This window comes from Pantoea cypripedii (assembly GCF_011395035.1).
Taxonomy (GTDB): Bacteria; Pseudomonadota; Gammaproteobacteria; order Enterobacterales; family Enterobacteriaceae; genus Pantoea; species Pantoea cypripedii_A.
On record NZ_CP024768.1, the window covers coordinates 155,261 to 181,078 of the forward strand.

At 55.8% G+C, this 25,818-nt stretch carries 26 protein-coding genes; 20 read left to right on the plus strand and 6 right to left on the minus strand.

Translation table 11 applies throughout. From position 1 onward, the window contains the following. Positions 1-4 precede the first annotated feature (4 nt). Complete coding sequence (locus CUN67_RS00705; protein ID WP_208713587.1) at positions 5-475, minus strand: thioesterase family protein; 471 nt, start codon at positions 473-475, stop codon at positions 5-7. A 190-nt stretch (positions 476-665) separates the two neighbouring features. On the opposite strand from CUN67_RS00705, the gene pldA reads away from it, so the two are divergent. From pldA to rhtC, 3 genes are read left to right on the plus strand one after another with little or no spacing between them, the layout of a single operon-like run. Then, positions 666-1,544, plus strand: a complete 879-nt coding sequence (gene pldA, locus CUN67_RS00710; protein WP_208713588.1) for a phospholipase A — start codon at positions 666-668, stop codon at positions 1,542-1,544. A 22-nt stretch (positions 1,545-1,566) separates the two neighbouring features. Continuing rightward, positions 1,567-3,390 (plus strand): ATP-dependent DNA helicase RecQ, encoded by a 1,824-nt coding sequence (gene recQ, locus CUN67_RS00715; RefSeq protein ID WP_208713589.1) that lies wholly within the window; start codon positions 1,567-1,569, stop codon positions 3,388-3,390. A gap of 11 nt (positions 3,391-3,401) precedes the next feature. Continuing rightward, positions 3,402-4,025: a threonine export protein RhtC gene (gene rhtC, locus CUN67_RS00720; protein ID WP_208713590.1), complete on the plus strand. Its 624-nt coding sequence runs from the start codon at positions 3,402-3,404 to the stop codon at positions 4,023-4,025. 66 nt (positions 4,026-4,091) lie between these two features. Here the strand turns inward: rhtC and rhtB are convergent, their stop codons facing one another. Then, positions 4,092-4,715, minus strand: coding sequence for a homoserine/homoserine lactone efflux protein (gene rhtB, locus CUN67_RS00725; RefSeq protein WP_208713591.1), 624 nt, complete (start codon positions 4,713-4,715; stop codon positions 4,092-4,094). 104 nt (positions 4,716-4,819) lie between these two features. Between rhtB and pldB the strand changes: the two genes are divergently transcribed. From pldB to CUN67_RS00740, 3 genes are all read left to right on the plus strand, one after another. Continuing rightward, the gene (gene pldB / locus CUN67_RS00730; RefSeq protein ID WP_208713592.1) at positions 4,820-5,812 is read left to right on the plus strand and encodes a lysophospholipase L2; all 993 of its coding nucleotides are present in this window, start codon (positions 4,820-4,822) and stop codon (positions 5,810-5,812) included. Positions 5,813-5,843: 31 nt separating this feature from the next. Continuing rightward, positions 5,844-6,644 carry a sugar/pyridoxal phosphate phosphatase YigL gene (gene yigL / locus CUN67_RS00735; RefSeq protein WP_208713593.1) on the plus strand — a complete coding sequence of 267 codons (801 nt, stop codon included), beginning with the start codon at positions 5,844-5,846 and terminating at the stop codon, positions 6,642-6,644. Positions 6,645-6,813: 169 nt separating this feature from the next. Then, positions 6,814-7,680 (plus strand): carboxylate/amino acid/amine transporter, encoded by an 867-nt coding sequence (locus CUN67_RS00740; RefSeq protein WP_208713594.1) that lies wholly within the window; start codon positions 6,814-6,816, stop codon positions 7,678-7,680. Here CUN67_RS00740 and CUN67_RS00745 read toward each other — a convergent pair. Beyond that, on the minus strand, positions 7,677-8,156 hold the full coding sequence (locus tag CUN67_RS00745; RefSeq protein WP_208713595.1) for a DUF1456 family protein: 480 nt from the start codon (positions 8,154-8,156) through the stop codon (positions 7,677-7,679). The genes CUN67_RS00740 and CUN67_RS00745 overlap by 4 nt on opposite strands. A gap of 53 nt (positions 8,157-8,209) precedes the next feature. Next, positions 8,210-9,142, minus strand: coding sequence for an HTH-type transcriptional regulator MetR (metR, locus tag CUN67_RS00750; RefSeq protein ID WP_208713596.1), 933 nt, complete (start codon positions 9,140-9,142; stop codon positions 8,210-8,212). A gap of 142 nt (positions 9,143-9,284) precedes the next feature. Here metR and metE point away from each other — a divergent pair, with 142 nt between their 5' ends. Then, positions 9,285-11,555, plus strand: coding sequence for a 5-methyltetrahydropteroyltriglutamate--homocysteine S-methyltransferase (gene metE, locus CUN67_RS00755; protein WP_208713597.1), 2,271 nt, complete (start codon positions 9,285-9,287; stop codon positions 11,553-11,555). A 58-nt stretch (positions 11,556-11,613) separates the two neighbouring features. On the opposite strand, the gene CUN67_RS00760 is transcribed toward metE, so the two are convergent. After that, entirely contained in the window at positions 11,614-12,450 is an 837-nt protein-coding gene (locus CUN67_RS00760; RefSeq protein ID WP_208713598.1) for a dienelactone hydrolase family protein, read from the minus strand. A 301-nt stretch (positions 12,451-12,751) separates the two neighbouring features. Here CUN67_RS00760 and udp point away from each other — a divergent pair, with 301 nt between their 5' ends. The 10 genes from udp to tatD all read left to right on the plus strand — a co-directional run bounded on the left by udp (position 12,752) and on the right by tatD (position 22,065). Then, on the plus strand, positions 12,752-13,513 hold the full coding sequence (udp, locus tag CUN67_RS00765; protein WP_084871734.1) for a uridine phosphorylase: 762 nt from the start codon (positions 12,752-12,754) through the stop codon (positions 13,511-13,513). 85 nt (positions 13,514-13,598) lie between these two features. Then, the gene (locus tag CUN67_RS00770) at positions 13,599-14,858 is read left to right on the plus strand and encodes a tetratricopeptide repeat protein (protein WP_208713599.1); all 1,260 of its coding nucleotides are present in this window, start codon (positions 13,599-13,601) and stop codon (positions 14,856-14,858) included. A gap of 83 nt (positions 14,859-14,941) precedes the next feature. Next, positions 14,942-16,456 carry a DNA recombination protein RmuC gene (rmuC, locus tag CUN67_RS00775; protein ID WP_208713600.1) on the plus strand — a complete coding sequence of 505 codons (1,515 nt, stop codon included), beginning with the start codon at positions 14,942-14,944 and terminating at the stop codon, positions 16,454-16,456. 75 nt (positions 16,457-16,531) lie between these two features. Further along, on the plus strand, positions 16,532-17,290 hold the full coding sequence (gene ubiE / locus CUN67_RS00780) for a bifunctional demethylmenaquinone methyltransferase/2-methoxy-6-polyprenyl-1,4-benzoquinol methylase UbiE (protein ID WP_084871737.1): 759 nt from the start codon (positions 16,532-16,534) through the stop codon (positions 17,288-17,290). 12 nt (positions 17,291-17,302) lie between these two features. Then, a complete protein-coding gene (gene ubiJ, locus CUN67_RS00785; RefSeq protein ID WP_084878260.1) occupies positions 17,303-17,908 on the plus strand; it encodes a ubiquinone biosynthesis protein UbiJ in 606 nt (201 codons plus the stop codon). Beyond that, on the plus strand, positions 17,905-19,542 hold the full coding sequence (ubiB, locus tag CUN67_RS00790) for a ubiquinone biosynthesis regulatory protein kinase UbiB (RefSeq protein ID WP_208713601.1): 1,638 nt from the start codon (positions 17,905-17,907) through the stop codon (positions 19,540-19,542). Before ubiJ ends, ubiB begins: the two co-directional genes overlap by 4 nt. Before the next feature lie 110 nt (positions 19,543-19,652). Then, positions 19,653-19,907 (plus strand): Sec-independent protein translocase subunit TatA, encoded by a 255-nt coding sequence (gene tatA, locus CUN67_RS00795; protein WP_084871739.1) that lies wholly within the window; start codon positions 19,653-19,655, stop codon positions 19,905-19,907. 2 nt (positions 19,908-19,909) lie between these two features. Continuing rightward, complete coding sequence (gene tatB, locus CUN67_RS00800) at positions 19,910-20,416, plus strand: Sec-independent protein translocase protein TatB (protein WP_208713602.1); 507 nt, start codon at positions 19,910-19,912, stop codon at positions 20,414-20,416. A gap of 2 nt (positions 20,417-20,418) precedes the next feature. Beyond that, entirely contained in the window at positions 20,419-21,195 is a 777-nt protein-coding gene (tatC, locus tag CUN67_RS00805) for a Sec-independent protein translocase subunit TatC (RefSeq protein WP_208713603.1), read from the plus strand. Positions 21,196-21,282: 87 nt separating this feature from the next. After that, on the plus strand, positions 21,283-22,065 hold the full coding sequence (tatD, locus tag CUN67_RS00810; RefSeq protein ID WP_208713604.1) for a 3'-5' ssDNA/RNA exonuclease TatD: 783 nt from the start codon (positions 21,283-21,285) through the stop codon (positions 22,063-22,065). Here the strand turns inward: tatD and rfaH are convergent. Beyond that, on the minus strand, positions 22,062-22,550 hold the full coding sequence (gene rfaH, locus CUN67_RS00815) for a transcription/translation regulatory transformer protein RfaH (RefSeq protein WP_208713605.1): 489 nt from the start codon (positions 22,548-22,550) through the stop codon (positions 22,062-22,064). The two genes, tatD and rfaH, sit on opposite strands and share 4 nt — an antisense overlap. Positions 22,551-22,758: 208 nt before the next feature. On the opposite strand from rfaH, the gene pepE reads away from it, so the two are divergent. The 3 genes from pepE to fre all read left to right on the plus strand — a co-directional run bounded on the left by pepE (position 22,759) and on the right by fre (position 25,793). Further along, positions 22,759-23,490, plus strand: coding sequence for a dipeptidase PepE (pepE, locus tag CUN67_RS00820; RefSeq protein ID WP_208713606.1), 732 nt, complete (start codon positions 22,759-22,761; stop codon positions 23,488-23,490). 74 nt (positions 23,491-23,564) lie between these two features. Next, positions 23,565-25,049: a 4-hydroxy-3-polyprenylbenzoate decarboxylase gene (gene ubiD, locus CUN67_RS00825; RefSeq protein ID WP_208713607.1), complete on the plus strand. Its 1,485-nt coding sequence runs from the start codon at positions 23,565-23,567 to the stop codon at positions 25,047-25,049. Positions 25,050-25,091: 42 nt separating this feature from the next. Next, on the plus strand, positions 25,092-25,793 hold the full coding sequence (gene fre / locus CUN67_RS00830; RefSeq protein ID WP_208713608.1) for an NAD(P)H-flavin reductase: 702 nt from the start codon (positions 25,092-25,094) through the stop codon (positions 25,791-25,793). The last annotated feature ends 25 nt before the right edge of the window (positions 25,794-25,818 follow it).

Genomic DNA, 25,818 nt, shown 5'->3' on the forward strand with positions numbered 1-25,818 from the left:
GTGATTAACCAATCAGGTAAGTTGCGGTCGCCGTGGCGATATAATCGCCCTGCTGGTTATGCAGTTCCACACGCGCCACCGCCACTTTGTTACCGGCGCGCAGCAGGCTGCTGGTGGCGACAAAGCGCTCGCCGCGTCCCGGACGCAGATAATCGACGCGCATATCGATAGTCCCCATCCGCGACAGCCGCTGACGCAGCTCCTCTTCGCTGATACTTTCCTGACGCGTCAGTGAGTGGCTGACACACACCAGCCCGGCCGCCACATCCAGCACCGAGGCGATCACCCCGCCGTGCAAAATACTTTGTGCCGCATTGCCTACCAGCATGGTTTTATTGGCAAAACCCAGTTCAGCGTACTCAGGCTCCAGCCGATCCAGCTCCAGCCCGAGCGCCTGATTAAACGGCATATGATAAACAAAAATTTCGCCAATCAGACGGCGTGCTTCCTGCGGTGTCAGCATGGGTGATGACATGGTGATGGCCTTCAAATGTTCCCGCGTGGGGCGATAGATGTTAATGAGTTGTGTATATTATGCCGCGTTCGGGCGGCTTTCCAGTTTCAGAAATCGTCACTCATCAGCGCGTCAGTTTGTGTGTAGAATGACCTGCTTTTTTAAACCGTTACTTAACGATTTTGCTATGCAGAGCCCACTGGAGAATTTTATGCGTAAGCATCGCGCCTTGCTGGCTTCGGCCCTGTTACTTCCTGCTTTGGCGCAGGCTGATGAAGCCACGGTTAAAGAGGTTCACGACGCACCAGCGGTAAAGGGCAGTATTATTGCCAACCTGCTGGAGAAACACGATAACCCATTCGTGCTTTATCCTTACGAAAACAACTATCTGCTCTATACCTACACCAGCGACATGAATAAAGAGGCCATCTCTTCATACAACTGGGCAGACAAAGCGAAAAAAGATGAAGTAAAATTCCAGCTCAGTCTGGCCTTTCCGTTGTGGCGCGGTATTCTGGGCGACAATTCGGTACTGGCGGCCTCCTATACGCAACGTTCCTGGTGGCAGCTATCCAACCGTGGTGCGTCATCACCGTTCCGTGAAACCAACTATGAGCCGCAGATTTTCCTCGGCTGGGCCACGGATTACACCCTGGGTGGCTGGACATTGCGTGATGTGGAGATGGGTCTGAACCATCAGTCGAATGGTCGCAGCGATCCGACCTCACGCAGCTGGAACCGTGTGTATGCACGCCTGATGGCGGAGAATGGCAATTTCCTCGCTGAGATCAAACCCTGGTATCGTATCCCGGAAAGCGCCAGCAATGACGACAACCCGGACATCACCAAATATATGGGCTACTACCGCGCGAAGTTCGGCTATATGCTGGGCGACAGCATCTTTAGCGTGGAAGGCAATTACAACTGGAACAGTGGCTACGGCGGCGCAACCTTCGCCTGGAGCTACCCGATCAGCGAGCATGTGCGTTTTTACACCCAGCTGTTTAGCGGCTATGGTGAATCGCTCATTGACTACAACCACCGCCAGACGCGCGTGGGTGTCGGCGTGACGCTCAACGATCTGTTCTGATAAGCAAAAAAACAGGATTACCGTGGCAACATCGGCAGTGCTCAATCAGGAAACGCTGGCGCAGCAGGTATTACAGGATACCTTCGGCTACCAGCAATTTCGTCCCGGTCAGCAAACCATTATCGAAACGGCGCTGGCAGGGCGCGATTGCCTGGTGGTTATGCCCACCGGTGGTGGCAAATCGCTGTGTTATCAAATCCCGGCACTGGTGCGCGAGGGGTTAACCCTGGTGGTATCGCCGCTGATCTCGCTGATGAAAGATCAGGTGGATCAACTGCTGGCAAACGGCGTGGCGGCAGCCTGTCTCAACTCGACGCAGACGCGTGAGCAACAGCTGCAGGTGTTTGCCGATTGTCGCACCGGCCGTCTGAAGCTGCTCTATATCGCGCCTGAACGCCTGATGATGGATAACTTCCTCGACAGCCTGCAGCACTGGAACCCGGTGATGCTGGCGGTGGATGAAGCGCACTGCATCTCGCAATGGGGCCACGATTTCCGTCCGGAATATGGTGCGCTGGGCCAGTTACGCCAGCGCTTCCCGGACCTGCCAGTGATGGCCCTGACGGCCACTGCAGATGAAACCACGCGTAATGACATCGCGCATCTGTTGCAGATGGACGATCCGCTGATTCAAATCAGCAGCTTCGATCGCCCCAACATCCGCTACACGCTGGTGGAGAAATTTAAGCCCACCGAGCAGCTGCTGCGTTACGTGCAGGATCAGCGGGGTAAAAGCGGCATTATCTACTGCAACAGCCGCGCCAAAGTGGAAGACACGGCGGCACGTCTGCAAAGTCGTGGTCTGAGCGTGGGGGCTTACCATGCCGGTATCGACAGCGCCCAGCGCGCGCGCGTGCAGGAAGCGTTTCAGCGCGATGATCTGCAAATTGTCGTGGCTACCGTGGCGTTTGGGATGGGGATCAACAAACCCAACGTGCGTTTTGTGGTGCACTTTGATATCCCGCGTAATATCGAATCCTACTATCAGGAAACCGGTCGAGCCGGGCGTGATGGCCTGCCGGCAGAAGCGATGATGCTGTACGATCCGGCGGATATGGCATGGCTGCGTAAATGCCTGGAAGAGAAAGCGCCGGGTCCGTTGCAGGATATTGAGCGTCATAAACTTAATGCCATGGGCGCGTTTGCCGAAGCGCAAACCTGCCGCCGTCTGGTGCTGCTCAACTACTTTGGCGAGGGACGCCAGCAGCAGTGCGACAACTGCGATATCTGCCTCGATCCACCGCGACGCTACGATGGCCTGGTGGAAGCACAGAAAGCGCTTTCCGGCATTTATCGTACAGGGCAACGCTTTGGTATGGGCTATATTGTCGAAGTTTTGCGCGGTGCCAGTAACCAGCGTATTCGCGACAATGGTCACGATAAACTGCCGGTGTATGGCATTGGTCGCGATCAAAGCACGGAACATTGGGTCAGTGTGCTGCGTCAGCTGATTCACCTCGGCATGGTCACGCAAAATATCGCCATGCACTCCGCTTTACAGCTCACCGAAGCGGCGCGTCCGGTATTACGTGCCGAAGTACCGCTGATGCTGGCGGTGCCGCGTACGGTGACGGTGAAAACGCGCAGCAGCTCACCGAAGGTGTACGGCGGCAATTACGATCGCAAGCTGTTTGCTAAGCTGCGCAAGTTGCGTAAAGCGATAGCCGACGAAGAGAATATCCCGCCTTACGTGGTGTTTAACGATGCCACGTTGATTGAAATGGCAGAACAAATGCCGGTGAGCGCATCAGAAATGCTGAGCGTGAACGGTGTCGGTCATCGCAAGCTGGAGCGCTTTGGTAAGCCGTTCCTGGTGATGATCAAAGAACATCTTGATGAAGAGTAAAGGAAAAAACCATGTTGATGTTATTCGCTACCGTCGCGCTGGTGCATCTGGTGGCGCTGATGAGCCCAGGCCCGGATTTCTTTTTTGTTTCACAGACGGCGGCCAGCCGTTCGCGCAAAGAAGCGATGATGGGGGTGTTGGGCATCACGCTGGGCATCGTGATTTGGGCCGGTGTGGCGCTGATGGGGCTGCATCTGATCCTGGAAAAAATGGCGTGGCTGCATCAGATCATCATGGTTGGTGGTGGTCTCTATCTGTTGTGGATGGGCTGGCAACTGATGCGCTCGGCGCGCCAGCGTCATAAGCAACCCCAGGTGGAGGCACCGGTGGTGGAGCTGCCCAAACGTGGCATGAGCTTCCTGAAGGGATTCCTGACCAACCTCTCCAACCCGAAAGCGATCATCTACTTCGGCAGCGTGTTCTCACTGTTTGTGGGCAACGACATCGGTGCGATTGAGCGCTGGGGCCTGTTCCTGCTGATTGTCGGTGAAACCTTTGCCTGGTTTACCGTGGTGGCCGCAATTTTTGCACTGCCGTGGATGCGTGATAAATATCAGCGTCTGGCGAAGTGGGTCGATGGGATGGCGGGCGTGCTGTTTGCCGGGTTTGGTATCCACCTGATTATTTCGCGTTAACCATTCAGGTCGCCATTAATGGCGACCCTACAATGTAGGGTGCGCATTGATGCGCACCAGGCGTGTTTACGCGATTCTGCGTGCGCTGGCTAACAGCGCGCCTACTGCCATAAACAACCCACCGAAGGTGCGGTTCATCACCTTCATCTGTTTCGGGCCTTTAATCCAGCCAGCGATGCGGGTCGCCAGCGTGGCGTAACCAATCATCACGATAATATCGACGACGACGGTGGTGACGCCGAGCACCAGATATTGCATCAACTGTGGCTGGTGCGGCTGAATAAATTGCGGGAACAGCGCAGCGAGGAACACGATGCTTTTGGGATTGGTGAGGTTTACCAGTATCGCGCGCTTAAACAAACGGCGACGCGGCATCGCTTTGGCGACAGCATTGAGATCCAGCGCGCCACCCGAACGCCACTGCTGAATGCCAAGCCACACCAGATAGGCGGCTCCTGCCCATTTCAGAATTTCGAACGCCAGCACTGACTGAGAAAACAGCGCGCCGAGACCTACGCCCACCAGCACGATATGCACGGAAAGACCAATTTGCAGGCCGGAGATCGACGCCACTGCGCCGCGATAGCCGTGGCTGATACCGGTACTCATGGTATTAATTGCGCCTGAGCCGGGTGACAGGCTCAGGATGGTTGTGGTTAACAGGTAGGTTAACCACCATTCAATGGTCATGTGTGACATTCCCTGAAGTTAGCGAAGTGTGACACAATACGCCAGAAAATCGCGGCACGCTATGGAGTGGATGTGCGGCGTTGACGTTTTTTTCAGGGGGGCGGATGCAGCAGATAAAACAGAGTTGGCTCAGGCGTGAAAAGGCGTTTGCCTCCTTTGCTACCGGTCCGCTGCTCGACTTCTGGCACCGCCGCGAAGAGTGCGAATTTACTGGCGTGGGCAATCTCACCATTCGCTATGTTCGCTTCACTTCTCCGCAACATCACCGTGTCATTCTGATCGTTCCCGGGCGCATCGAAAGCTATATCAAGTACCCGGAACTGGCCTACGATCTGTTCCACTGTGGCTTTGATGTGGTGATTATCGACCATCGTGGCCAGGGACGTTCCGACCGCCTGCTGGAGGACTCCCATCGCGGTCATGTGGTGGAGTTCACTGATTATGTCGATGATTTGGAAACGCTGTACCTGAAAGAGATCGTCGGTGGTCACTATCGGCAGCGTTATGCGCTGGCGCACTCGATGGGCGGGGCGATTCTGGCGCTATTTCTGGCGCGGCAGCCGCGGGCGTTTCATGCGGTATCGCTGTCTGCACCGATGTTCGGCATCACCTTGCCGCTGCCACCGTTCCTGGCGCACCGTATCCTCGACTGGGCAGAGAAAATGCCCGCACTGCGTGACGGTTATGCACTGGGTACCGGGCGCTGGCGCGCGCATCCGTTCGGTATCAACCAACTGACGCACAGCCGGGAACGCTATCGCCGCAATTTACGTTTTTATGCCGATGACCCGGCGATTCGCGTCGGTGGCCCAACCTACCATTGGGTGAGGGAAGGAGTTCAGGCCGGACGCGACATCATCAGCCAGGTGAATAACATCACCACACCGATGCTGCTGATGCAGGCCAGCGAAGATCGGGTGGTGGACAACCGCTCGCAGGATCTGTTTTGTGAGGCGATGGCGGCGGCAGGTCACCCCTGCGAAGGCGTCACGCCCTATGTGATTGAGGGTGCGCGACATGAGATCTTGTTTGAAACAGACGCGATGCGCGCCAGGGCACTGAACGCAGTGGTCGATTTCTTTGCACGCCACGTTTAATTGATTATTGATACCCAAAACCGAGGTTTACATGTACCACATCGTCGCATCCGACCTGGATGGCACGCTGCTTTCTCCGGACCATCGCCTGACACCTTTTGCCCGCAGCACGTTGCAGGAGCTGGTGGCGCGCGATGTTCATTTCGTCTTTGCCACCGGTCGTCACTATATCGATGTGGGACAAATGCGCGACAGTCTCGGCATCCCGGCTTATATGATCACCTCCAACGGTGCGCGTGTGCATAACGCCGATGGCGAACTGATTTTCAGCCACAATCTGGCTGCCGATATCGCGCAGGATTTGTATGGCCTGAAATACCACGATGAACAGGTTCTGACCCACGTTTACCGCGATGACGAATGGTTTATCAGTCGCCATCGCCCGGCCGAGCAGGATTATTTCCGCGAGTCGGTGTTTAACTACCAGGTGTATCAGCCCGGCATGTTGCCGACGGATGGCATCAGCAAAGTATTCTTTACCTGCGACGAACCGGAACATCTGATTCCGCTGGAACAGGCGATTGAAGCGCGCTGGGGCGATCGGGTTAACGTCAGCTTCTCACTGCCGACTTGTCTGGAAGTGATGGCGGGCGGTGTCTCCAAGGGGCACGCACTGGAAGCGGTGGCGAAGCAGCTCGGCTATTCACTGAAAGAATGCATCGCCTTTGGTGATGGTATGAACGATGTGGAGATGCTCAGCATGGCAGGTAAGGGCTGCATTATGCGCAATGCGCACCAGCGCCTGAAAGATACGCTGCCTGCTCTGGAAGTGATTGGTAGCAACGCCGAAGACGCAGTGCCGCATACGCTGCGTAAGCTGTTCCTGGCCTAAGATGATCGGCGAACCGTAGCGGCGCGATTTATCGCGCGTCTTTAAAACCAGCGCGATAAATCGCGCCGCTACGGGTGTTCGTATTTTGTTCTCTTGTCAACCAGATAATTCAACGAGACAGCGACAGTTTGTTTACACTAGCGGCACTGTTCATTTTGGGGTCGTTACTGTGCCGTTATTGATCGTTACCACCATTCTGTGGGCTTTTTCCTTTAGTTTTATCGGGGAATATCTGGCGGGTCAGGTGGATTCCTGGTTCTCCGTGCTGATGCGCCTGGCGCTGGCAGCCATTGTTTTTCTGCCCTTCCTGCGCTGGCGTGGCTATCGCGCTTCCACCCTTCTGCTGTATATGCTGGTGGGGATGCTGCAACTCGGCATCATGTACCTGCTCAGCTTCGAAGCCTACCTCTATCTCAGCGTGACGGAATTCCTGTTATTTACCGTCATGACGCCGCTGTATGTCACCCTGATCTACGATCTGCTCAGCCGCCGCCCGTTGCGTATCGGCTACGCCTTCAGTGCCTTGCTGGCGGTGATCGGTGCAGCGATTATTCGTTATGACAAAGTCAGCGACCACTTCTGGTTTGGTCTGTTACTGGTGCAGGCGGCGAATATCTGTTTTGCCATCGGCATGGTGGGTTACAAACGTTTGCAGGAGACGCGTCCGATGCCGCAGCACACCGCGTTTTCCTGGTTCTACCTTGGCGCGGTGATCATTGCGGTGATTGCCTGGTGCCTGTGGGGTAATCCCAACAAACTGCCGACCACCTCGCTGCAATGGGGCATTCTGGTGTGGCTGGGCGTGGCAGCGTCCGGGTTGGGCTACTTTATGTGGAACTACGGCGCGACTCAGGTGGATGCCGGTACACTGGGTATCATGAACAATATGCATGTACCGGCAGGATTGCTGGTGAATCTGGCGATCTGGCAGGAAAAACCACACTGGCCGAGCTTTATCGCCGGGGCCATTGTGATCTTCGCTTCACTCTACGTGCATAAACGCTGGGTGCTGGGAAAAACAGCGACCAGCCATTAAGCCTTTTTGGCAGGGGCTGGGCGCTGCACCAGCGTCAGCCCCTTCAGGAAGTTACGCAGAATCTGGTCACCGCATTCGCGGTAATTCTTATGATCCGGATTACGGAAAATTGCGCCGATCTCCGCCTGAGAAACCTTAAAGTTTGCCTTCAGCAAGATCTCGGGAATGTCCGTGGTTTTCAGGGCAAACGCGATACGTAACTTCTTCAGGAAAATATTGTTGTTCATGCGGCGCTCAATCGACGGCGCAGGCGCATCTTCGCTTTTACCACGGCGATGGAAAATCAAACCGTTGAGGAAATAGCCCATCAGCACGTCCGGCAGCTTAAGGAATGCGGCGTCATCGTCTTTCTTTAACCACGCCTGCACCTCTTCCAGCGGCACATCGCTGCCCGCCAGGGCGAAAATCTCCACCACTTTGCTGTCGCTTAAATCCAGCATATAGCGCACGCTGCGCAGCACATCGTTATTCGTCATGGTGAAAATCTCCTGGTCACGGGTTGAGGCGGCGCATTATAGAGTAGGCCGATTCAGGAAGACAGGGGTTGTAACGAACCGGGACGCGATGCATCACGCACAAAGGGCAGATGCTCACAGGCATGCTGACGGGCAAAACGTGTGAATGCTTCCAGTACCGGCTGACGTTGTTCACCGTCACGCATTGCCGCGTACAAACGGCTCCACAACCCCTCACCCAGTGTTTTGGTCACCACCAATCCCTGATGTTCAAAACTCTCCACTACCCAGTGGGGCAGCGCCGCAATCCCCATACGGGCCGACACCATCTGGATCATCAGCAACGTATTATCGACACTCTTCAGCGCCGGGCTTACCCCCGCCGGCTGCAAAAAATGCCGCCAGATATCCAGCCGCTGACGCTGCACCGGATAAATCAGCAGGACTTCATCAGCCAAATCTTCCGGCGAAATATGTTCGCCTTGTGCCAGTGGATGATCCGGTGCCAGCACCAGGCGCACTTCGTAATCAAACATCGGGGAATAGAACAGCCCGCTACGCGGCAAAATATCGGAGGTCAGCACCACATCCAGCTCACCCTGCTGCAACGCGGGTTGCGGGTCGAACGTCACGCCGGATTTAAAATCCATCACCACCTGCGGCCAGCTCTGACGGAAGTTATTCAGCGCTGGCGTCAGCCACTGAATACAGCTGTGACACTCAATGGCGATGCGCAACGTCGTCTGATGCGGCTCATGGCAAGCCTGCAACGCCTGCTGAATCTGCGGCAGGATCTGCTCTGCCAGCTGCAACAGGATCTCCCCCTGTGGCGTAAAACGTAGCGGCTGGCTCTTACGCACAAACAGGCGAAAGCCCAGCCGTTGCTCCAGGTCGCTGAACTGATGAGATAACGCCGATTGCGTTTGGTGAAGCTGGGCGGCGGCGGCGGCCAGAGAGCCGGTATTCCGTAACGCCTGCAGCGTCCGCAGGTGTTTGAGTTCGATCATGAGAATCCTTCACATCGAGATTGAACAATTTGCGCTTGAGCAACATACAGTACCCGCAGAATATAGCGGTGTAAACATCTGGACGGCTAAACATCTGATTGTAACCTAAGCTGCTCAATAAAGAATACCTGGAGAACATCAAATGACCATTCTGAACCACACACTCGGTTTTCCTCGCGTCGGTCTGCGTCGTGAATTGAAAAAAGCCCAGGAAAGTTATTGGGCAGGTAACAGCTCTCAGGAAGAACTGCTGGCCGTGGGACGTGAATTGCGTGCACGTCACTGGCAACAACAGAAAGAGGCGGGCGTGGACCTGCTGCCGGTGGGGGACTTCGCCTGGTACGATCACGTACTCACCACCAGCCTGCTGCTGGGCAATGTTCCGGCACGCCACCAGAACACAGACGGCTCCGTTGACCTCGATACCCTGTTCCGCCTGGGTCGTGGCCGTGCACCGACCGGCACACCCGCCGCCGCTGCTGAAATGACCAAATGGTTCAACACCAACTATCACTACATGGTGCCCGAATTCACCCAGGGGCAGCAGTTCAAACTAACCTGGACCCAGCTGCTGGACGAAGTGGACGAAGCGCTGGCCCTCGGCCATCAGGTTAAACCTGTGCTACTCGGCCCGGTAACTTACCTGTGGCTGGGCAAAGTGAAAGGCGAACAGTTTGATCGTCTCTCCCTGCTGAAAGATATTCTGCCGGTTTACCAGCAGGTGCTGGCTGAACTGAAAAAACGCGGCATCGAATGGGTGCAGATTGATGAGCCAGCACTGGCGCTGGAACTGCCACAGCAATGGCGCGCCGCGTTCAAACCGGCTTACGACGCGTTACAGGGCAAAACCAAACTGCTGCTGACCACCTACTTCGACAGCATCGGCCAGAACCTGGATGTGATCAAAGCACTGCCGGTGCAGGGTCTGCACGTTGACCTGGTACACGGCAAAGATGATATCCAGCACATCAACCAGCAACTGCCGGCAGAATGGCTGCTGTCTGTGGGGGTGATCAACGGTCGCAACGTCTGGCGTGCTGACCTCAGCAGCTGGTTCGAACGTCTGCAACCGCTGGTGGGGCAACGCCAGCAGCTGTGGATCGGCTCTTCCTGCTCCCTGCTGCACAGCCCGATCGACCTGAGCGTGGAAACCCGCCTCGATGACGAAGTGAAAAGCTGGTTTGCTTTTGCCCTGCAAAAATGTGCTGAGCTGTCCCTGCTGAGCAATGCGCTGAACAACAACGATGCAAAATCCCTCGAAGCCTGGAGTGCACCCATCCGTGCCCGTGCCCACTCCAGCCGGGTACACAACGCCGCGGTGGCGGCGCGCCTGGCAAAAATTCAGGCCAAAGATACCGAGCGTCATAGCAGCTACACCGAACGTGCCAAAGCACAGCGTAACCGTTTCAACCTGCCTGCATGGCCGACCACTACCATCGGTTCATTCCCGCAGACCACTGAAATCCGTGGCCTGCGCCTCGACTTCAAAAAAGGCCACATTGACGGCGGTCACTATCGCACCGGCATCGCTGAACATATTAAACAGGCGATTGTGGAGCAGGAACGTTTGGGGCTTGATGTGCTGGTGCACGGGGAAGCTGAGCGTAACGACATGGTTGAATACTTCGGCGAAAACCTCGACGGTTTCGTGTTCACACAGAACGGCTGGGTACAAAGCTACGGTTCACGCTGTGTCAAACCGCCGGTGATTATCGGAGACGTCAGCCGCCCGGCAGCCATCACCGTCGAGTGGGCGAAGTATGCTCAGTCGCTGACCGACAAACCGGTTAAAGGCATGCTCACCGGTCCGGTCACCATCCTGTGCTGGTCGTTCCCGCGTGAAGACGTGACCCGCGAAACCATCGCTAAACAGATTGCGCTGGCGCTGCGTGACGAAGTGGCAGACCTGGAAAAAGCCGGTATCGGCATCATCCAGATTGACGAACCGGCTTTGCGTGAAGGGCTGCCGCTGCATCAGTCTGACTGGGCAGCGTACCTCACCTGGGCCGTCGATGCTTTCCGCCTCAACGCGGCGGTGGCGCAGGATGACACCCAAATCCACACCCACATGTGTTACTGCGAGTTCAACGACATTATGGACTCCATCGCCGCGCTGGATGCGGATGTGATCACCATCGAAACCTCACGTTCCGACATGGACCTGCTGGATGCGTTTAAAGAATTCTCATACCCGAACGAGATCGGTCCTGGCGTGTATGACATTCACTCACCGAACGTACCGAGCGTTGCGTGGATGGAAGATTTGCTGCGCAAAGCGGCGCTGAGTATCCCGGAAGAACGTCTGTGGGTGAACCCGGACTGCGGTCTGAAAACCCGTGGCTGGACGGAAACCCGTCAGGCACTGGCCAATATGGTTGAAGCGGCGAAACACCTGCGCGGGGAAACCGCGTAATCGTTGTATAAAATGTTGTGTTGTTGATACGTTGGGGCGCGCAAGCGCCCCTTTTTTATCAGGCGTCAGCGGCGACACCATACTGCTTAAACCAGGCCAGCATCCGCGCCCAACCATCCTGCGCCGATTCCGCGTGATAACTCGGACGATAATCAGCGTGGAAAGCATGGCCCGCATCCGGGTACACCACGATCTCCGCTTTGGCATTGGCAGCACGCAGCGCCTGGCGCATCTGCTCTACGCTCTCCAGCGGAATCCCTTCATCCTGGCCGCCGTACAGACCGAGCACCGGTGCATTCAAATCAACGGCGATATCAATGGGATGCTTCTGCTGCTTCAGCGTTTTATCGCCAATCAGACGACCATACCAGGCAACCGCGGCGCGTACCTGCGGATTGTGTGCCGCGAACAGCCAGCTAATGCGCCCGCCCCAGCAAAAACCGGTGATGCCCATACGGCGGATATCACCGCCGTTGCGCGCTGCCCAGTTGGCAACGTGGTCGAGATCCGACAGCACCTGTGAATCCGGCACCTTACTCACCAGCTCCTTAAACAGGGTGGGAATATCGGTGTATTCGCTGGGATCGCCTTCACGGAAGTACAGCTCCGGTGCCACCGCCAGATAACCCTCCAGCGCCAGCCGACGACAGACATCACGAATGTGCTCATGTACACCAAAAATCTCCTGCACTACCAGCACCACCGGCAGTGAACCTTCATACTCTTTGGGCCGGGCATAATAAGCGGGCAGATTTTCACCCTGGCTGGGAACCGAGGTTTCCCCGGCATGAATCGCCTCGCTGTGGGTAATAATGGTGGTGCTCGCGGTCGGTTGTACGGCGGGGGCAAAGCCGCCAGTTGCCGATTTTTGTGCCATATTGTCTTCGGTTTTCATTGTTCTCTCCGTGCTAACAATCGCGCAATCACGTAACTATAGCCTGGCTGGTGTGGCCGGGCGGGTGTAGGGAGCAGAGGGGTTACGCATCAGTTCTTCCTCTTCTATTAACATTGCCGTTTAAACTTACACAGCACAGCTTGTAGCAATTCAGAATGGCAGACGATCAATGTGTGATTCTGGTCACGTTATGTTTTTCTTATAATGTAACTTTCATTATCGATAGTGAAATTAGTCACATATTTCTCCCGCCTGCTGACGTAAAGTGGCGCGCATATCCCTTATCTACCAGGAGTCTGTTATGGCCCAGTCTGACGTTTTCCACCTTGGCATCACCAAAGCCGACCTGAAAGGAGCCACGCTGGCCATCGTTCCCGGCGATCCTGAGCGTGTAAAGAAAATCGCTGCACTGATGGACAACCCGCAGCACCTGGCATCGCATCGTGAATTCACCACGTATCTGGCCGAGGTGGACGGTAAACCGGTGGTGGTGTGCTCCACCGGCATCGGCGGCCCCTCAACCTCCATCGCGGTGGAAGAACTGGCCCAGCTCGGCGTGCGTACCTTCCTGCGCGTTGGCACCACCGGTGCCATCCAGCCCAACATCAATGTCGGTGATGTGCTGGTTACCACCGCTTCGGTCCGTCTGGACGGAGCCAGCCTGCACTTCGCACCGATGGAATTCCCGGCGGTAGCGGACTTCACCTGCACCACGGCGCTGGTGGCAGCGGCAGAAGCCTGTGGCGCGAAAACCCATATTGGTATCACCGCCTCCTCTGACACCTTCTATCCCGGCCAGGAACGTTACGACACCTTCTCAGGACGCGTAGTCAGCCGTTTCCAGGGCTCGATGAAAGAGTGGCAGCAAATGGGTGTCCTCAACTATGAGATGGAATCCGCTACACTGTTAACCATGTGCGCCAGCCAGGGGCTGCGAGCCGGGATGGTGGCGGGCGTCATCGTGAATCGCACGCAGAAGGAGATCCCGGACGCGGCGACCATGAAACAGACTGAAAGCGACGCGGTGAAAATTGTAGTCGAAGCGGCGCGTCGGTTAATCTAGCGCGCCCGGTAACCGGCGATTTTCAGATTTCGTCGGTTACCTGAAACGGATGCGCGTAAATTCAGCGGATAACTGAGAGTTTTCTATGCGCAAAACGGTTCCTGTTCAACGTCCTGCCTTTATGGTCAGCCCCCGGTCACGTGTCGAAGATGCGGCCACGCGTTTCCGTCAGGCGATGGCGGCGGCGGATTTCCCTGTCGCGCGCCAGTGCTGTGAAGAAGTGTTGCGCGTCATGCCGCAAAACATGCAGGTGTTAAGCGATTATGCACTGACACTGATGCGTGTTGGCGAATACCAGAAGTCCTGGAAAACCTACCAGAAAATCTATCAGGCGACGGCGGATAAGCGGGCGCAGGCAGCGGAAACCTGGCTTGATGGCCTCACTGAAGTGTGTGGCTGGCTCAACAAACCCGACGAGGTGGCACGTTACGGGCTGGAATCGTTGCAGCAATCCGACCGGAAATTCAGTACAGGGCAAAAGCACCCGCTGCCAACAGAAGTACCACCGGCCTTTGTTGCGTCTCGTCCGCAGGAAAATATCATTGCCTTCAGCCTGTATGGCGACCAGCCACGCTATTGCGAAACGCTGATAAAAAATGTCGAAGTGGCACGCGAGCTTTACCCGGCATGGACCTGCCGCATCTGGCTGGATGACAGCGTGCCGCAACATGTCTGGCAACGTCTCGCACAGCCCAACGTGCAACTGGTGGATATGTCGCAGGAAAAAACGCTGTTTCCCACCCTGTGGCGTTTCCTGGTGATGGATGATGCCAGCGTGAAACGTTTTATCGTGCGGGACGCGGACTCGCTGCTTTCCGAGCGTGAAGTGGCGGCGGTGGAAGCCTGGTTGCAATCACCGTATTGGTTTCACCATATGCGTGATTACTTTACCCACACCGAGCTGCTGCTGGCGGGCATGTGGGGAGGCTGTAATGGCGTATTCCGCCATATCGAACAGCAGATGCGGGACTTCATTACCCGCTATCAGGGCAGTGAACGTTTTACCGACCAATATTTCCTCAAGCTGGCGTTGTGGCCAACGGTGCGTGACAGCCTGCTGAGTCACGACGATATCTTTCGTTTCCATCAGGCCCAGCCGTGGCCCGCTCATGCCCCCATTCGCTGGCAGACTGACCGCTTCCATGTCGGCAGCAACGCAGGATTCTCCAGCATGGCAGGTAAAGCCAGCCATGCTGACGCGGCAATGCAGCAGGTTGAACTAACGTATGGCGGGCAAAGCTGGCGTTATCCGGCGAAAGTGCGTGGCGGTGAATGGGCATTGCCGATGCCTTTCTTCCTGATTGATGCATGGAAAGCGGGTGAACTTACAGTGCAGGCGTTATAAGCCTGCCAATCGGCAAAATTGTCTGGACATTTATACAGTGCGCCTCTACCTTTTCCCTCAGCGAGACGATCCACGGGGGAATTATGGATCAGCAACTTATCATTATCAGCGGCGTACTGGCGCTGGCCGGTTTCGGTCTGGGATGGATTGTGGCGCAGCTGCGCGCCGGTCATCAGCACGCCAGCTTTTTAACCGAACGTCGCTTGCTGGAAGATGCACAGCAGCGCCAGCAGCAGCAACTGGAGCTGGCACAACAGCAGATACAGCAGCGCGAACAGGAGCTGCGCCAGCTGCATGGCGCGCTGAGCGGTGCGCAGGAGCGCCTGCAACAACTTGACTACTGGCGCGGCGAAAGCGAACAACTGAGCCGTGAACTGCGTACTCAGCTGGAAGTGAACAGTGCGCAGGAAGCCGAGTTACGGGAAGTCACCATCCGCCTGGAAGAGACGCGTTTCGCCGCCGAGGAGAAGCAGCGTTTACTCACCAACAGCGAACAGCGTCTGAGCGCGCAGTTCGAAAATCTTGCCAACCGAATCTTCGAAAACAGCGGTCGTCGCGTTGATGAACAAAACCGCCAGAGCCTGAATAACCTGATTAGCCCGCTACGCGAGCAGCTCGATGGTTTTCGCCGTCAGGTGAATGACAGTTTTGGTCAGGAAGCGCGTGAGCGCCATACGCTGGCCCATGAAATCCGTCAGCTGCAACAGCTGAATGCGCAGATGGCACAGGAAGCGATTAACCTCACCAAAGCCCTGAAAGGCGACAACAAAATCCAGGGCAACTGGGGCGAAGTGGTGCTCAGCCGGGTGCTGGAGGCATCCGGCTTGCGTGAGGGCCATGAGTATGAAACCCAGGTCAATATTCAGCTGGAATCGCAGGGCAGGATGCAACCGGATGTGATCGTGCGTCTGCCGCAGGGCAAGGATGTGGTGATTGACGCCAAAATGACGCTGATCGCCTACGAACGCTATTTTAACGCCGAAGATGAGGCCACGCGCGAGCAGGCGATTCAGGATCACGTCAATGCGGTGCGCGGCCATATTCGCTTGCTGGGGCGAAAAGATTATCAACAATTGCCCGGTTTACGCTCCCTGGATTATGTGTTGATGTTTATCCCGGTTGAACCCGCGTTCCTGCTGGCGATAGATCGGCAGCCGGAGCTGATCAGCGAGGCGTTGCAGCAAAATATCATGCTGGTCAGCCCCACCACGCTGCTGGTGGCGCTGCGAACCATCAACAATCTGTGGCGTTATGAACATCAGAGCCGCAATGCACAACGCATTGCCGATCGCGCTGCACGGCTGTATGACAAGATGCGGCTGTTTGTCGACGACATGAGCGGCATTGGCCACAACCTGGATAAGGCGCAGCAAAGTTACCAGCTGGCGATGAAAAAACTGGCGGAAGGGCGCGGCAATCTTATCGCGCAAAGTGAAGCGTTCCGCTCGCTGGGGGTAGAGATCAAACGATCCATCAATCCACAGTTGGTGGCGCAGGCACAACCGTCAGAGACGGAAGAAGATTGGGCCGATGACGACGAGCCTGATGAAAAAACAGAAGATTCTGCCGCCGCTTCCCTGCGCCGCATCAACGAATAGCACGCCGGTCGCGTGCCCGGCCAGCGCAACTCTGATACACTTCGGGGAGAATTGTTTGTGGAACAGGTAAAACCCATGGCAGATGAATCACAGCAGGAAACTACCCACTTTGGCTTTCAGACCGTCGCGAAAAGCGAAAAGGCAGATAAAGTCGCCGACGTGTTTCACTCCGTAGCGGCAAAATATGACCTGATGAACGATCTGATGTCTTTCGGCATCCATCGTGTCTGGAAGCGTTTCACCATCGACAGTAGCGGCGTGCGCCGTGGTCAGCGCGTACTGGATTTGGCCGGTGGTACCGGCGACCTGACGGCGAAATTCTCGCGTCTGGTGGGCGAAACCGGCCAGGTGGTGCTGGCTGATATCAACAGCTCAATGCTGAAGATGGGCCGTGAAAAACTGCGTAATCTCGGGATTTCTGGCAACGTCAGCTACGTGCAGGCCAACGCCGAAGCACTGCCTTTCCCGGATAACTATTTCGATTGCATCACCATCTCTTTCGGTCTGCGTAACGTGACGGAAAAAGAGAAAGCGCTGGCTTCCATGTTCCGTGTGCTGAAGCCGGGTGGACGCCTGCTGGTGCTGGAATTCTCTAAACCGCTGATCGAACCGCTGAGCAAAGCCTACGATGCTTACTCGTTCCACATTCTGCCGCGTATTGGTCAGTTGGTGGCGCAGGATGCCGAAAGCTATCGCTATCTGGCGGAATCAATCCGTATGCATCCCGATCAGGAAACCCTGAAGGCGATGATGAATGATGCGGGTTTTGAGAATACCACCTACTTCAACATGACTGGCGGCATCGTCGCGTTGCATCGCGGCTTTAAGTTCTGACAAATCATGGCCATGACTTTCACTCCTTTGATTACCGGCGGTCTTGAGACCGCCCTCAATCGTGTTTTGTATCGCGATCGCAGCCTGAAAGCAGCACGCCAGCGTCTGGCGGGCAAAGTGCTGATGTTACGGTTGCAGGAACTTTCATTCCCGCTGGTGCTGGTGTTCAGTGAAAATCAGCTGGATGTCCTTGGCGACTGGCAGGACAGCAGCGATTGTACTGTCAGCCTGCGTCTTAGCACGCTGCCGAAATTGCGTGACCGCCAGCAGCTCACCAGCCTGATTCGCAGCGGCGAGCTGGAAGTGGAAGGGGATTTGCAGGTGGTGCAGCAGTTCTCGGCGTTGATGGATCTGGCAGAGCTGGATCCGGCGGAATATCTCGCGCCGTGGATCGGTGATATCGCCGCGCAGGGCATCAGCCAGGCTGCGCAGCGTGCGCTGAAGTTTGTGCAGCACGAGGTGACGCGTCGCCAGGATTACCTGGGTCAGACCCTCACCGAAGAGTGGCGACTCGCGCCGGGTGCGCTGGAACTCGCCTGGTTTTGCGAGGAAGTGGAAGCGATGGAACGTTCGCTTAATGCGCTAGAGGCGCGTTTAGCACAGCTGGAGGCGAAATGACGCTGGGAGAAATTCGGCGCTTATATTTTATCGTTAAGGTCTTTCTCAGCTACGGCCTTGATGAACTGATTCCCCACATGCGTATCACGCTGCCCCTGCGTTTATGGCGGCGCTGCATTTTCTGGATCCCCAACAAACACAAAAACGAATCGATGGGCGTGCGGATACGTCTGGCGATGGAGCAACTGGGGCCGGTGTGGATTAAGTTCGGTCAGATGCTCTCGACACGCCGTGATCTGTTTCCCCCGGCGATCGCTGATGAGCTGGCTATCCTGCAGGACCGCGTCGCGCCATTTGATGGTGTCAAAGCTAAGGCGCAAATCGAGAAAGCGATCGGCGGGCCGGTAGAAACCTGGTTTGACGATTTCGAGATCACGCCACTGGCCTCAGCGTCCATTGCCCAGGTCCATACCGCGACCCTGAAAGAGAATGGCCGCGAAGTGGTGATCAAAGTGATCCGCCCGGATATCCTGCCGGTGATCAAAGCGGATATGAAGCTGATTTACCGCCTGGCGCGTTGGGTACCGCGTTTGCTGCCGGATGGACGTCGTTTACGTCCACAGGAAGTGGTGCGCGACTACGAAAAAACCCTGATTGATGAACTCAATCTGTTGCGTGAAGCCGCCAACGCGATTCAGCTGCGTCGTAACTTTGACCAAAGCCACATGCTGTATGTGCCGGAAATCTTCTCCGATTATTGCAGCGAATCGATGCTGGTCATGGAGCGTATCTACGGCATCCCCATCTCCGATGTTGCCACGCTGGAGCAGCATGGCGTCAATATGAAGCTGCTGGCCGAGCGTGGCGTGCAGGTGTTCTTCACCCAGGTGTTCCGTGACAGTTTCTTCCATGCCGATATGCATCCCGGCAATATCTTCGTCAGCTATGACCATCCGGAAGATCCGCAATATATCGGCATCGACTGCGGCATCGTCGGTTCGCTGAACAAAGAAGATAAGCGTTACCTGGCGGAAAACTTTATCGCGTTCTTTAACCGTGATTACCGCAAGGTGGCGGAGCTGCATGTTGATTCCGGCTGGGTGCCGCCGGATACCAATGTCGAAGATTTTGAGTTTGCGATTCGGACCGTGTGTGAACCGATTTTTGAGAAGCCGCTGGCAGAGATCTCCTTCGGCCATGTGCTGCTCAATCTGTTCAACACCGCGCGTCGCTTCAACATGGAAGTGCAGCCACAGCTGGTGCTGTTGCAGAAAACCCTGCTGTATATCGAGGGGATTGGCCGTCAGCTCTATCCACAGCTCGATTTGTGGAAAACCGCCAAACCGTTCCTCGAAGACTGGATTAAAGATCAGATTGGCATTCCGGCTATCTGGCGCGCGGTGAAAGACAAGGCGCCGTTCTGGGCAGAAAAACTGCCGGAGCTGCCGGAACTGTTTTACGACAGCATGCGCCAGCACAAATTGTTGCAGCACAGCGTCGATAAACTGGTCACCGATCTGAATGCGCAACGCACCCGTCATCACAAGGCGCGTTATCTGTTCGGCGTAGGGGCTACACTGTTATTAAGTGGCACCGCAGTGCTACTGAGTCGGCCTGACTGGGATGTGTTTCCCGCGATTTTAATGGCCGCAGGCATCGTTACCTGGCTGATAGGCTGGCGCAAGACAAACTGATTGTCAGCCAGATCTAAAACGCGTAATGTCGCAGGCTAAGGCCCGAAATCATATGGGCTTTCTGTGCGTTACATTCAGCAGTTTTTCACAGAATATTAGAGGCATATCTCATGGGCGGTATCAGTATTTGGCAATTGTTAATCATTGCCGTCATTGTTGTACTTCTGTTCGGTACCAATAAGCTACGCAATCTGGGTTCGGATTTAGGTTCTTCCATCCGTGGCTTCAAAAAAGCGATGGGTGACGAAGACGAGAAAAAGGATCAACCGAAAGAGCAGGACGCTGACTTCAACGCCAAAACCCTGGCAGATAAACAGCAAACCTCGGCTAGTAAAGACGACGCCAGGAACGACAAGCAGGTATAACTGTGTTCGACATTGGTTTTAGTGAACTGGTATTGGTGTTCGTTATCGGGCTGATTGTTCTCGGTCCGCAACGATTACCGGTTGCGGTAAAAACCGTAGTGGGCTGGATTCGCGCAATTCGCTCGCTGGCGGCTAACGTGCAGAATGAACTGGCGCAGGAACTGAAACTGCAGGAGCTGCAGGATAGCCTGAAGAAGGTGGAAGAGGCGGGCCGCGGCACGCTGTCACCGGAACTGAAAGAATCGATGGAAGAGTTGCGTAAAACCGCCGACTCCATGAAACGTTCTTATCAGCAGAGCATCGATGTAGAGAAAGCGGAAGATGAAGCCAATACCATTCATACGCCGCCTGCTGCGCCTGTGCCGCCGGAAACGCCCGCAACTGCGCAACATCAGGCCAGCGCGCCAGCGCAGGCTCCGCAAGCTGCTCCGTCTGCCGTGGACAAGCCCGATACCGCCAGTGCGCCTCGCAGCACAGCGCCAACTCCTTCTGCAAATGATGAACGATAAACATGGCCGTTGAAGATACACAACCGCTCATCAGCCATCTGATTGAGCTGCGCAAGCGACTGTTAAACTGCATCATCGCGGTATTTGTCATCTTTCTGGCGCTGATTTACTTCGCTAACGACATCTATCATTTGGTGGCAGAACCGCTTATGAAGCAGATGCCCGCCGGTGCCAGCATGATCGCGACCGATGTGGCGTCTCCGTTCTTTACCCCGATAAAGCTCACCATCATTGTGTCAGTATTTCTGGCTGTGCCAGTGATCCTGTATCAGGTATGGGCGTTTGTGGCACCTGCGCTCTATCGTCATGAGCGCAAGCTGGTGATGCCGCTGCTGTTCTCCAGCACGCTGCTGTTCTACATCGGCGTGGCCTTTGCTTATTTCATCGTGTTCCCGCTGGCGTTTGGCTTCTTTGCCAAAACTGCGCCGCAGGGTGTGCAAATCGCGACTGACATCACCAACTATCTCGACTTCGTCATGACCATTTTCCTGGCGTTCGGGGTAGCGTTTGAGGTGCCGGTGGCGATTGTGTTGATCTGCTGGACCGGGATCACCACGCCGGAAGCGCTGAAAAAGAAACGTCCCTACATTCTGGTTGGCGCGTTCGTTGTTGGGATGTTGCTCACACCACCGGATGTTTTCTCACAAACTTTGCTCGCTATTCCGATGTACTGCCTGTTTGAAGTCGGCGTATTCTTCTCCCGCTACTATGTGGGGAAAGGACGCAAGTCGGAGTCGGAGTCAGAATCGGTTGACGAGGAACATCACACCGAATCCTGATATCCAGGCTGAGTATCCCGCGTGCGAGCGGGATGATGATGAATCTGAACCGCCCGCTTGTTGGGCGGTTTTTATTTGGGAAAAAACATGTTTGATATCGGTGTAAACCTGACCAGCACGCAATTCGCGAAAGATCGCGAACAAGTGGTGACACGTGCGCGCGACGCAGGCGTCACCGGCCTGTTAATCACGGGTACCAACGCGCTGGAAAGCCAGCAGGCGCAACGGCTGGCTGCATTGCATCCTGACTATTGCTGGTCAACCGCGGGTGTGCATCCGCACCATGCCAGCGAATGGTCAGCTGAAACCGCCAACACCCTGCGCCGCCTGGCGGAAAGTGAGCAGGTGGTGGCGATGGGTGAGTGCGGGCTGGACTTTAACCGCAACTTCTCCGCGCATGACCAGCAGGAGTACGCTTTCGATGCGCAACTTCAGCTGGCGGCTGAATTGCAGCTGCCGGTATTTCTGCATTGCCGTGAAGCGCACGCGCGTTTTGCGGCGATTCTGCAACCCTGGTTGCCAAAACTGGTGGGGGCGGTGGCGCACTGCTTTACCGGCACGCGCGAGGAACTGGAGGCCTGCCTGGATTTGGGGCTGTCAGTGGGGATTACCGGTTGGGTGTGCGACGAACGCCGTGGCATGGAGCTGCGTGCAATGCTGCCCTTGATCCCGGCCGACCGCCTGTTGCTGGAAACCGATGCGCCTTATTTGCTGCCGCGAGATATGCATCCGCGTCCGACGTCACGTCGCAATGAACCCTGTTTTCTGCCGCACATCGTGCAGCAGGTGGCGTTATGGCGTAATGAGGATGCAGAAACGCTGGGGGCGCAGGTGGATCATAACGCGCGCCAGCTGTTCAGGCTGCCTTAGGCTTTGCGGAACTGTTTGTTATCGACGCTGCGCATCACCTGTTTATTCAGCAGATTCAGCAGCAGGATAGAACGGGTTTCGCCATCTGGCTCGGCAAAAATGGCACGCAGACCTTCGAAGGTGCCATCGGTGATGATCACCTCATCACCGACCTGTGGCGTTTCCGGGTCCAGCAGGATCTGTGGTGCGTCACTTTGCAGCGCTTCGATCACTTCATACGGCACTGTCGCTGGCATCGCCCCAAAGCGCACGAAGTGGCTGACACCACGCGTGCTGCTGATGGTGGTGGTATGAATCGCTTCCGGATCGAATTCAATAAACAGATAGTTGGGGAACAGCGGTTCACTTACGGTGGTGCGTTTGCCACGAACGATTTTTTCCAGAGCAATCATCGGGCTGAGGCAATTCACCTCCTGCCGCTCAAGATGCTCTTTCGCGCGCAATAGCTGTCCACGTTTGCAATAAAGTAAGTACCAGGATTCCATAACTGCTCCCAAAGAATGGACGCTAAGAATAGCAAACCTGCTTTCAGAGTTATAGCGCATCGGCCGGGGTAAACGCAGCTGTAAAACAAATTTCACTACGATTTTTCTGAGTCTGAGAGCTTTTTGATCGTTTTCTGTAAGAAAATTGACGTCTGGCAATCTTCTGTATCAGACTCCTTCACCATCTTATGAATGAAAGGACCGTCTGATGGAACTGTTCCTGTTAAGTAACGGCAAGCTGGCCGACGATGCTCCGCTGCTGAGTTATGCCCACCCTCAACTTCATGCGATGATTGCGCAGCGCGGTATCACCTCGGCGGTGCTGGTGCCTTATGCCATTATTCGTGGCGATCATGCCCAGCGCGCAAAAGACCTGAGCGATTCGCTCGGCATTCAGGTGCGTACCGTGCATGAGTTTGCTTCCCCGGTTGAAGCGATTGAACAGGCAGAGCTGATTCTGGTGAGCGGCGGCAACACCTGGCTGCTGAACCAGATGCTGCATGAACATGGCCTGATTGTGGCCATCCAGCGCGCGGTGCGTGAACGTCGGGTGCCTTACGTTGGCTGGAGCGCCGGTTGCAATGTGGCGACCCCTTCAATTCGTACCACTAACGATATGCCGGTGCGCAGCAGCGTGGTGTTACCGGCGCTGGGCCTGTTCCCGGTACAAATCAATCCGCATTACCTCGACGCAAACGTCAGTGGCCATATGGGGGAAACCCGGGATGAGCGCCTGGCGGAGTTCTGCGCAGTCAATCCGACTGAATCGGTGATTGCCCTGCGCGAAGGCAGCTTCCTGCATGTCAGCGAAGATCGTCTGCGTTACTACAGCGCGCGTGGCGAAGATTTTAAAGTTTTCCGTCATGGTGAACCTGGTGCCGCGTACCACGATGTCCTGGCGTTGCAATCACTGGTACCATTCTCCTGTCAGCCCGCCTGACGCAGAAACCTCAACAAGCCTGCGGAATCGGCCCTATAATGGCCGATTATCTCAGGCCGGAAAGCTAACCCTACATGAAATATCAGGATTTACGTGATTTCCTTGCGTTGCTGGAGCAGCGGGGCGAGTTAAAACGCATCACTCAGGCGATCGATCCCGAACTGGAGATGACCGAAATTGCTGACCGCACCCTGCGTGCTGGCGGTCCGGCGCTGCTGTTCGAAAATCCGAAAGGCTACAACATGCCGGTGCTGTGCAACCTGTTCGGTACGCCGAAACGCGTGGCGATGGGCATGGGGCAGGAAGAAGTCAGCGCGCTGCGCGAAGTGGGCAAGCTGCTGGCATTTCTGAAAGAACCCGAACCGCCCAAAGGTTTCCGCGATCTGTTCGACAAGATGCCGCAGTTTAAGCAGGTGCTGAACATGCCGACCAAACGGCTGCGTAATGCGCCGTGCCAGGAAGAAGTGTTCAGCGGTGACGAGGTCGATTTATCGCGAATTCCGGTGATGAAATGCTGGCCGGATGATGCCGCGCCGCTGATTACCTGGGGTCTGACCGTGACGCGTGGGCCGCATAAAGAGCGGCAGAATCTGGGGATTTATCGCCAGCAGGTGATTGGCAAAAATCGTCTGATTATGCGCTGGCTGTCGCATCGTGGTGGCGCGCTCGATTTTCAGGAATGGTGTAAAGCCCATCCCGGTGAGCGTTTTCCGGTTTCTGTCGCCCTGGGGGCTGACCCGGCGACCATTCTTGGCGCCGTGACGCCGGTACCGGATACCTTATCGGAATACGCATTCGCGGGCCTGCTGCGTGGCAATAAAACCGAGGTGGTGAAGTGCCTGTCTAACGACCTCGAAGTTCCTGCCAGTGCTGAAATCGTGCTGGAAGGTTATATCGAACCGGGCGATATGGCACCAGAAGGTCCTTACGGCGACCACACCGGCTACTACAATGAAGTAGATAATTTCCCGGTGTTTACCGTGACGCACATAACGCAACGTCGTAATCCGATTTATCACTCAACCTATACCGGCCGTCCACCGGATGAACCTGCGGTGCTGGGTGTGGCGTTGAATGAAGTGCTGGTGCCGATTCTGATCAAACAGTTCCCGGAAATTGTCGATTTCTATCTGCCGCCGGAAGGCTGTTCGTATCGCCTGGCGGTAGTGACGATGAAAAAACAGTATGCCGGTCACGCGAAGCGCGTGATGTTTGGCGTCTGGTCGTTCCTGCGGCAGTTCATGTACACCAAATTTGTTATTGTGTGTGACGATGACGTCAACGCGCGTGACTGGAACGATGTGATTTGGGCGATTACCACCCGTATGGACCCGGCGCGCGACACGGTGCTTGTGGAGAACACGCCGATCGACTACCTCGACTTCGCTTCGCCAGTCTCCGGGCTGGGTTCGAAGATGGGGCTCGATGCCACCAATAAATGGCCGGGCGAAACGACGCGTGAATGGGGAACCCCGATTGTCAAAGATCCGGCGGTTACGGCGCGTATTGACGCCATCTGGGATGAGTTAGGTATCTTTGCAGAGCCGCCGCAGCGCTGACGGCGCTGAATAACCATAAAAACGACCCGACAGAGGGAACGCATGACAACGTTAAGCTGTAAAGTGACTTCGGTTGAAGCGATTACTGATACCGTCTACCGCGTCCGTTTAATTCCGGCAGCGAATTTTAGCTTTCGTGCCGGACAGTACCTGATGGTGGTGATGGATGAACGGGATAAGCGCCCGTTTTCCCTGGCGTCCACGCCAATGGAAAAAGATATCATTGAGCTGCACATCGGCGCATCAGAGCTCAATCTCTACGCGATGGCAGTGATGGAGCGTATCCAGAATCAGCGTGAAATCACCGTGGACATGCCGCATGGCGATGCCTGGCTGCGTGAAGATAGCGAGCGCCCCATCATCCTGATTGCCGGAGGGACCGGATTCTCCTACGCCCGTTCCATTCTGCTGACCGCGCTGGCGCAGCAGCCCGATCGTGATATCGCCATTTACTGGGGTGGCCGCGAACTGACTCATCTCTACGATCTTGACGAACTGAATGCGCTGGCGGTGAAACATCCCAATTTGCAGGTGATCCCGGTGGTTGAACAGCCGGAAGCCAGCTGGCAGGGACGTACTGGCACGGTGCTGACGGCGGTGATGCAGGACTACGCTTCGTTGAGCGGCCACGATATCTATATCGCGGGCCGTTTCGAAATGGCGAAGATTGCACGTGAACGCTTCTGTGCGGAACGTGGTGCACTGGAAGCGCAGATGTACGGCGATGCCTTCGCGTTTATCTGATCGGGTAAAAAGCCCGCCCGAGAGG

Bases quoted from the DNA above. Each gene is read 5' to 3' on its own strand.
- CUN67_RS00705 (WP_208713587.1), bottom strand. From the start codon at position 475: ATGTCATCACCCATGCTGACACCGCAGGAAGCACGCCGTCTGATTGGC.
- pldA (WP_208713588.1), top strand. From the start codon at position 666: ATGCGTAAGCATCGCGCCTTGCTGGCTTCGGCCCTGTTACTTCCTGCT.
- rhtC (WP_208713590.1), top strand. From the start codon at position 3,402: ATGTTGATGTTATTCGCTACCGTCGCGCTGGTGCATCTGGTGGCGCTG.
- rhtB (WP_208713591.1), bottom strand. From the start codon at position 4,715: ATGACCATTGAATGGTGGTTAACCTACCTGTTAACCACAACCATCCTG.
- pldB (WP_208713592.1), top strand. From the start codon at position 4,820: ATGCAGCAGATAAAACAGAGTTGGCTCAGGCGTGAAAAGGCGTTTGCC.
- yigL (WP_208713593.1), top strand. From the start codon at position 5,844: ATGTACCACATCGTCGCATCCGACCTGGATGGCACGCTGCTTTCTCCG.
- CUN67_RS00745 (WP_208713595.1), bottom strand. From the start codon at position 8,156: ATGACGAATAACGATGTGCTGCGCAGCGTGCGCTATATGCTGGATTTA.
- metR (WP_208713596.1), bottom strand. From the start codon at position 9,142: ATGATCGAACTCAAACACCTGCGGACGCTGCAGGCGTTACGGAATACC.
- metE (WP_208713597.1), top strand. From the start codon at position 9,285: ATGACCATTCTGAACCACACACTCGGTTTTCCTCGCGTCGGTCTGCGT.
- CUN67_RS00760 (WP_208713598.1), bottom strand. From the start codon at position 12,450: ATGAAAACCGAAGACAATATGGCACAAAAATCGGCAACTGGCGGCTTT.
- udp (WP_084871734.1), top strand. From the start codon at position 12,752: ATGGCCCAGTCTGACGTTTTCCACCTTGGCATCACCAAAGCCGACCTG.
- CUN67_RS00770 (WP_208713599.1), top strand. From the start codon at position 13,599: ATGCGCAAAACGGTTCCTGTTCAACGTCCTGCCTTTATGGTCAGCCCC.
- rmuC (WP_208713600.1), top strand. From the start codon at position 14,942: ATGGATCAGCAACTTATCATTATCAGCGGCGTACTGGCGCTGGCCGGT.
- ubiE (WP_084871737.1), top strand. From the start codon at position 16,532: ATGGCAGATGAATCACAGCAGGAAACTACCCACTTTGGCTTTCAGACC.
- ubiJ (WP_084878260.1), top strand. From the start codon at position 17,303: ATGACTTTCACTCCTTTGATTACCGGCGGTCTTGAGACCGCCCTCAAT.
- ubiB (WP_208713601.1), top strand. From the start codon at position 17,905: ATGACGCTGGGAGAAATTCGGCGCTTATATTTTATCGTTAAGGTCTTT.
- tatA (WP_084871739.1), top strand. From the start codon at position 19,653: ATGGGCGGTATCAGTATTTGGCAATTGTTAATCATTGCCGTCATTGTT.
- tatC (WP_208713603.1), top strand. From the start codon at position 20,419: ATGGCCGTTGAAGATACACAACCGCTCATCAGCCATCTGATTGAGCTG.
- tatD (WP_208713604.1), top strand. From the start codon at position 21,283: ATGTTTGATATCGGTGTAAACCTGACCAGCACGCAATTCGCGAAAGAT.
- rfaH (WP_208713605.1), bottom strand. From the start codon at position 22,550: ATGGAATCCTGGTACTTACTTTATTGCAAACGTGGACAGCTATTGCGC.
- pepE (WP_208713606.1), top strand. From the start codon at position 22,759: ATGGAACTGTTCCTGTTAAGTAACGGCAAGCTGGCCGACGATGCTCCG.
- ubiD (WP_208713607.1), top strand. From the start codon at position 23,565: ATGAAATATCAGGATTTACGTGATTTCCTTGCGTTGCTGGAGCAGCGG.
- fre (WP_208713608.1), top strand. From the start codon at position 25,092: ATGACAACGTTAAGCTGTAAAGTGACTTCGGTTGAAGCGATTACTGAT.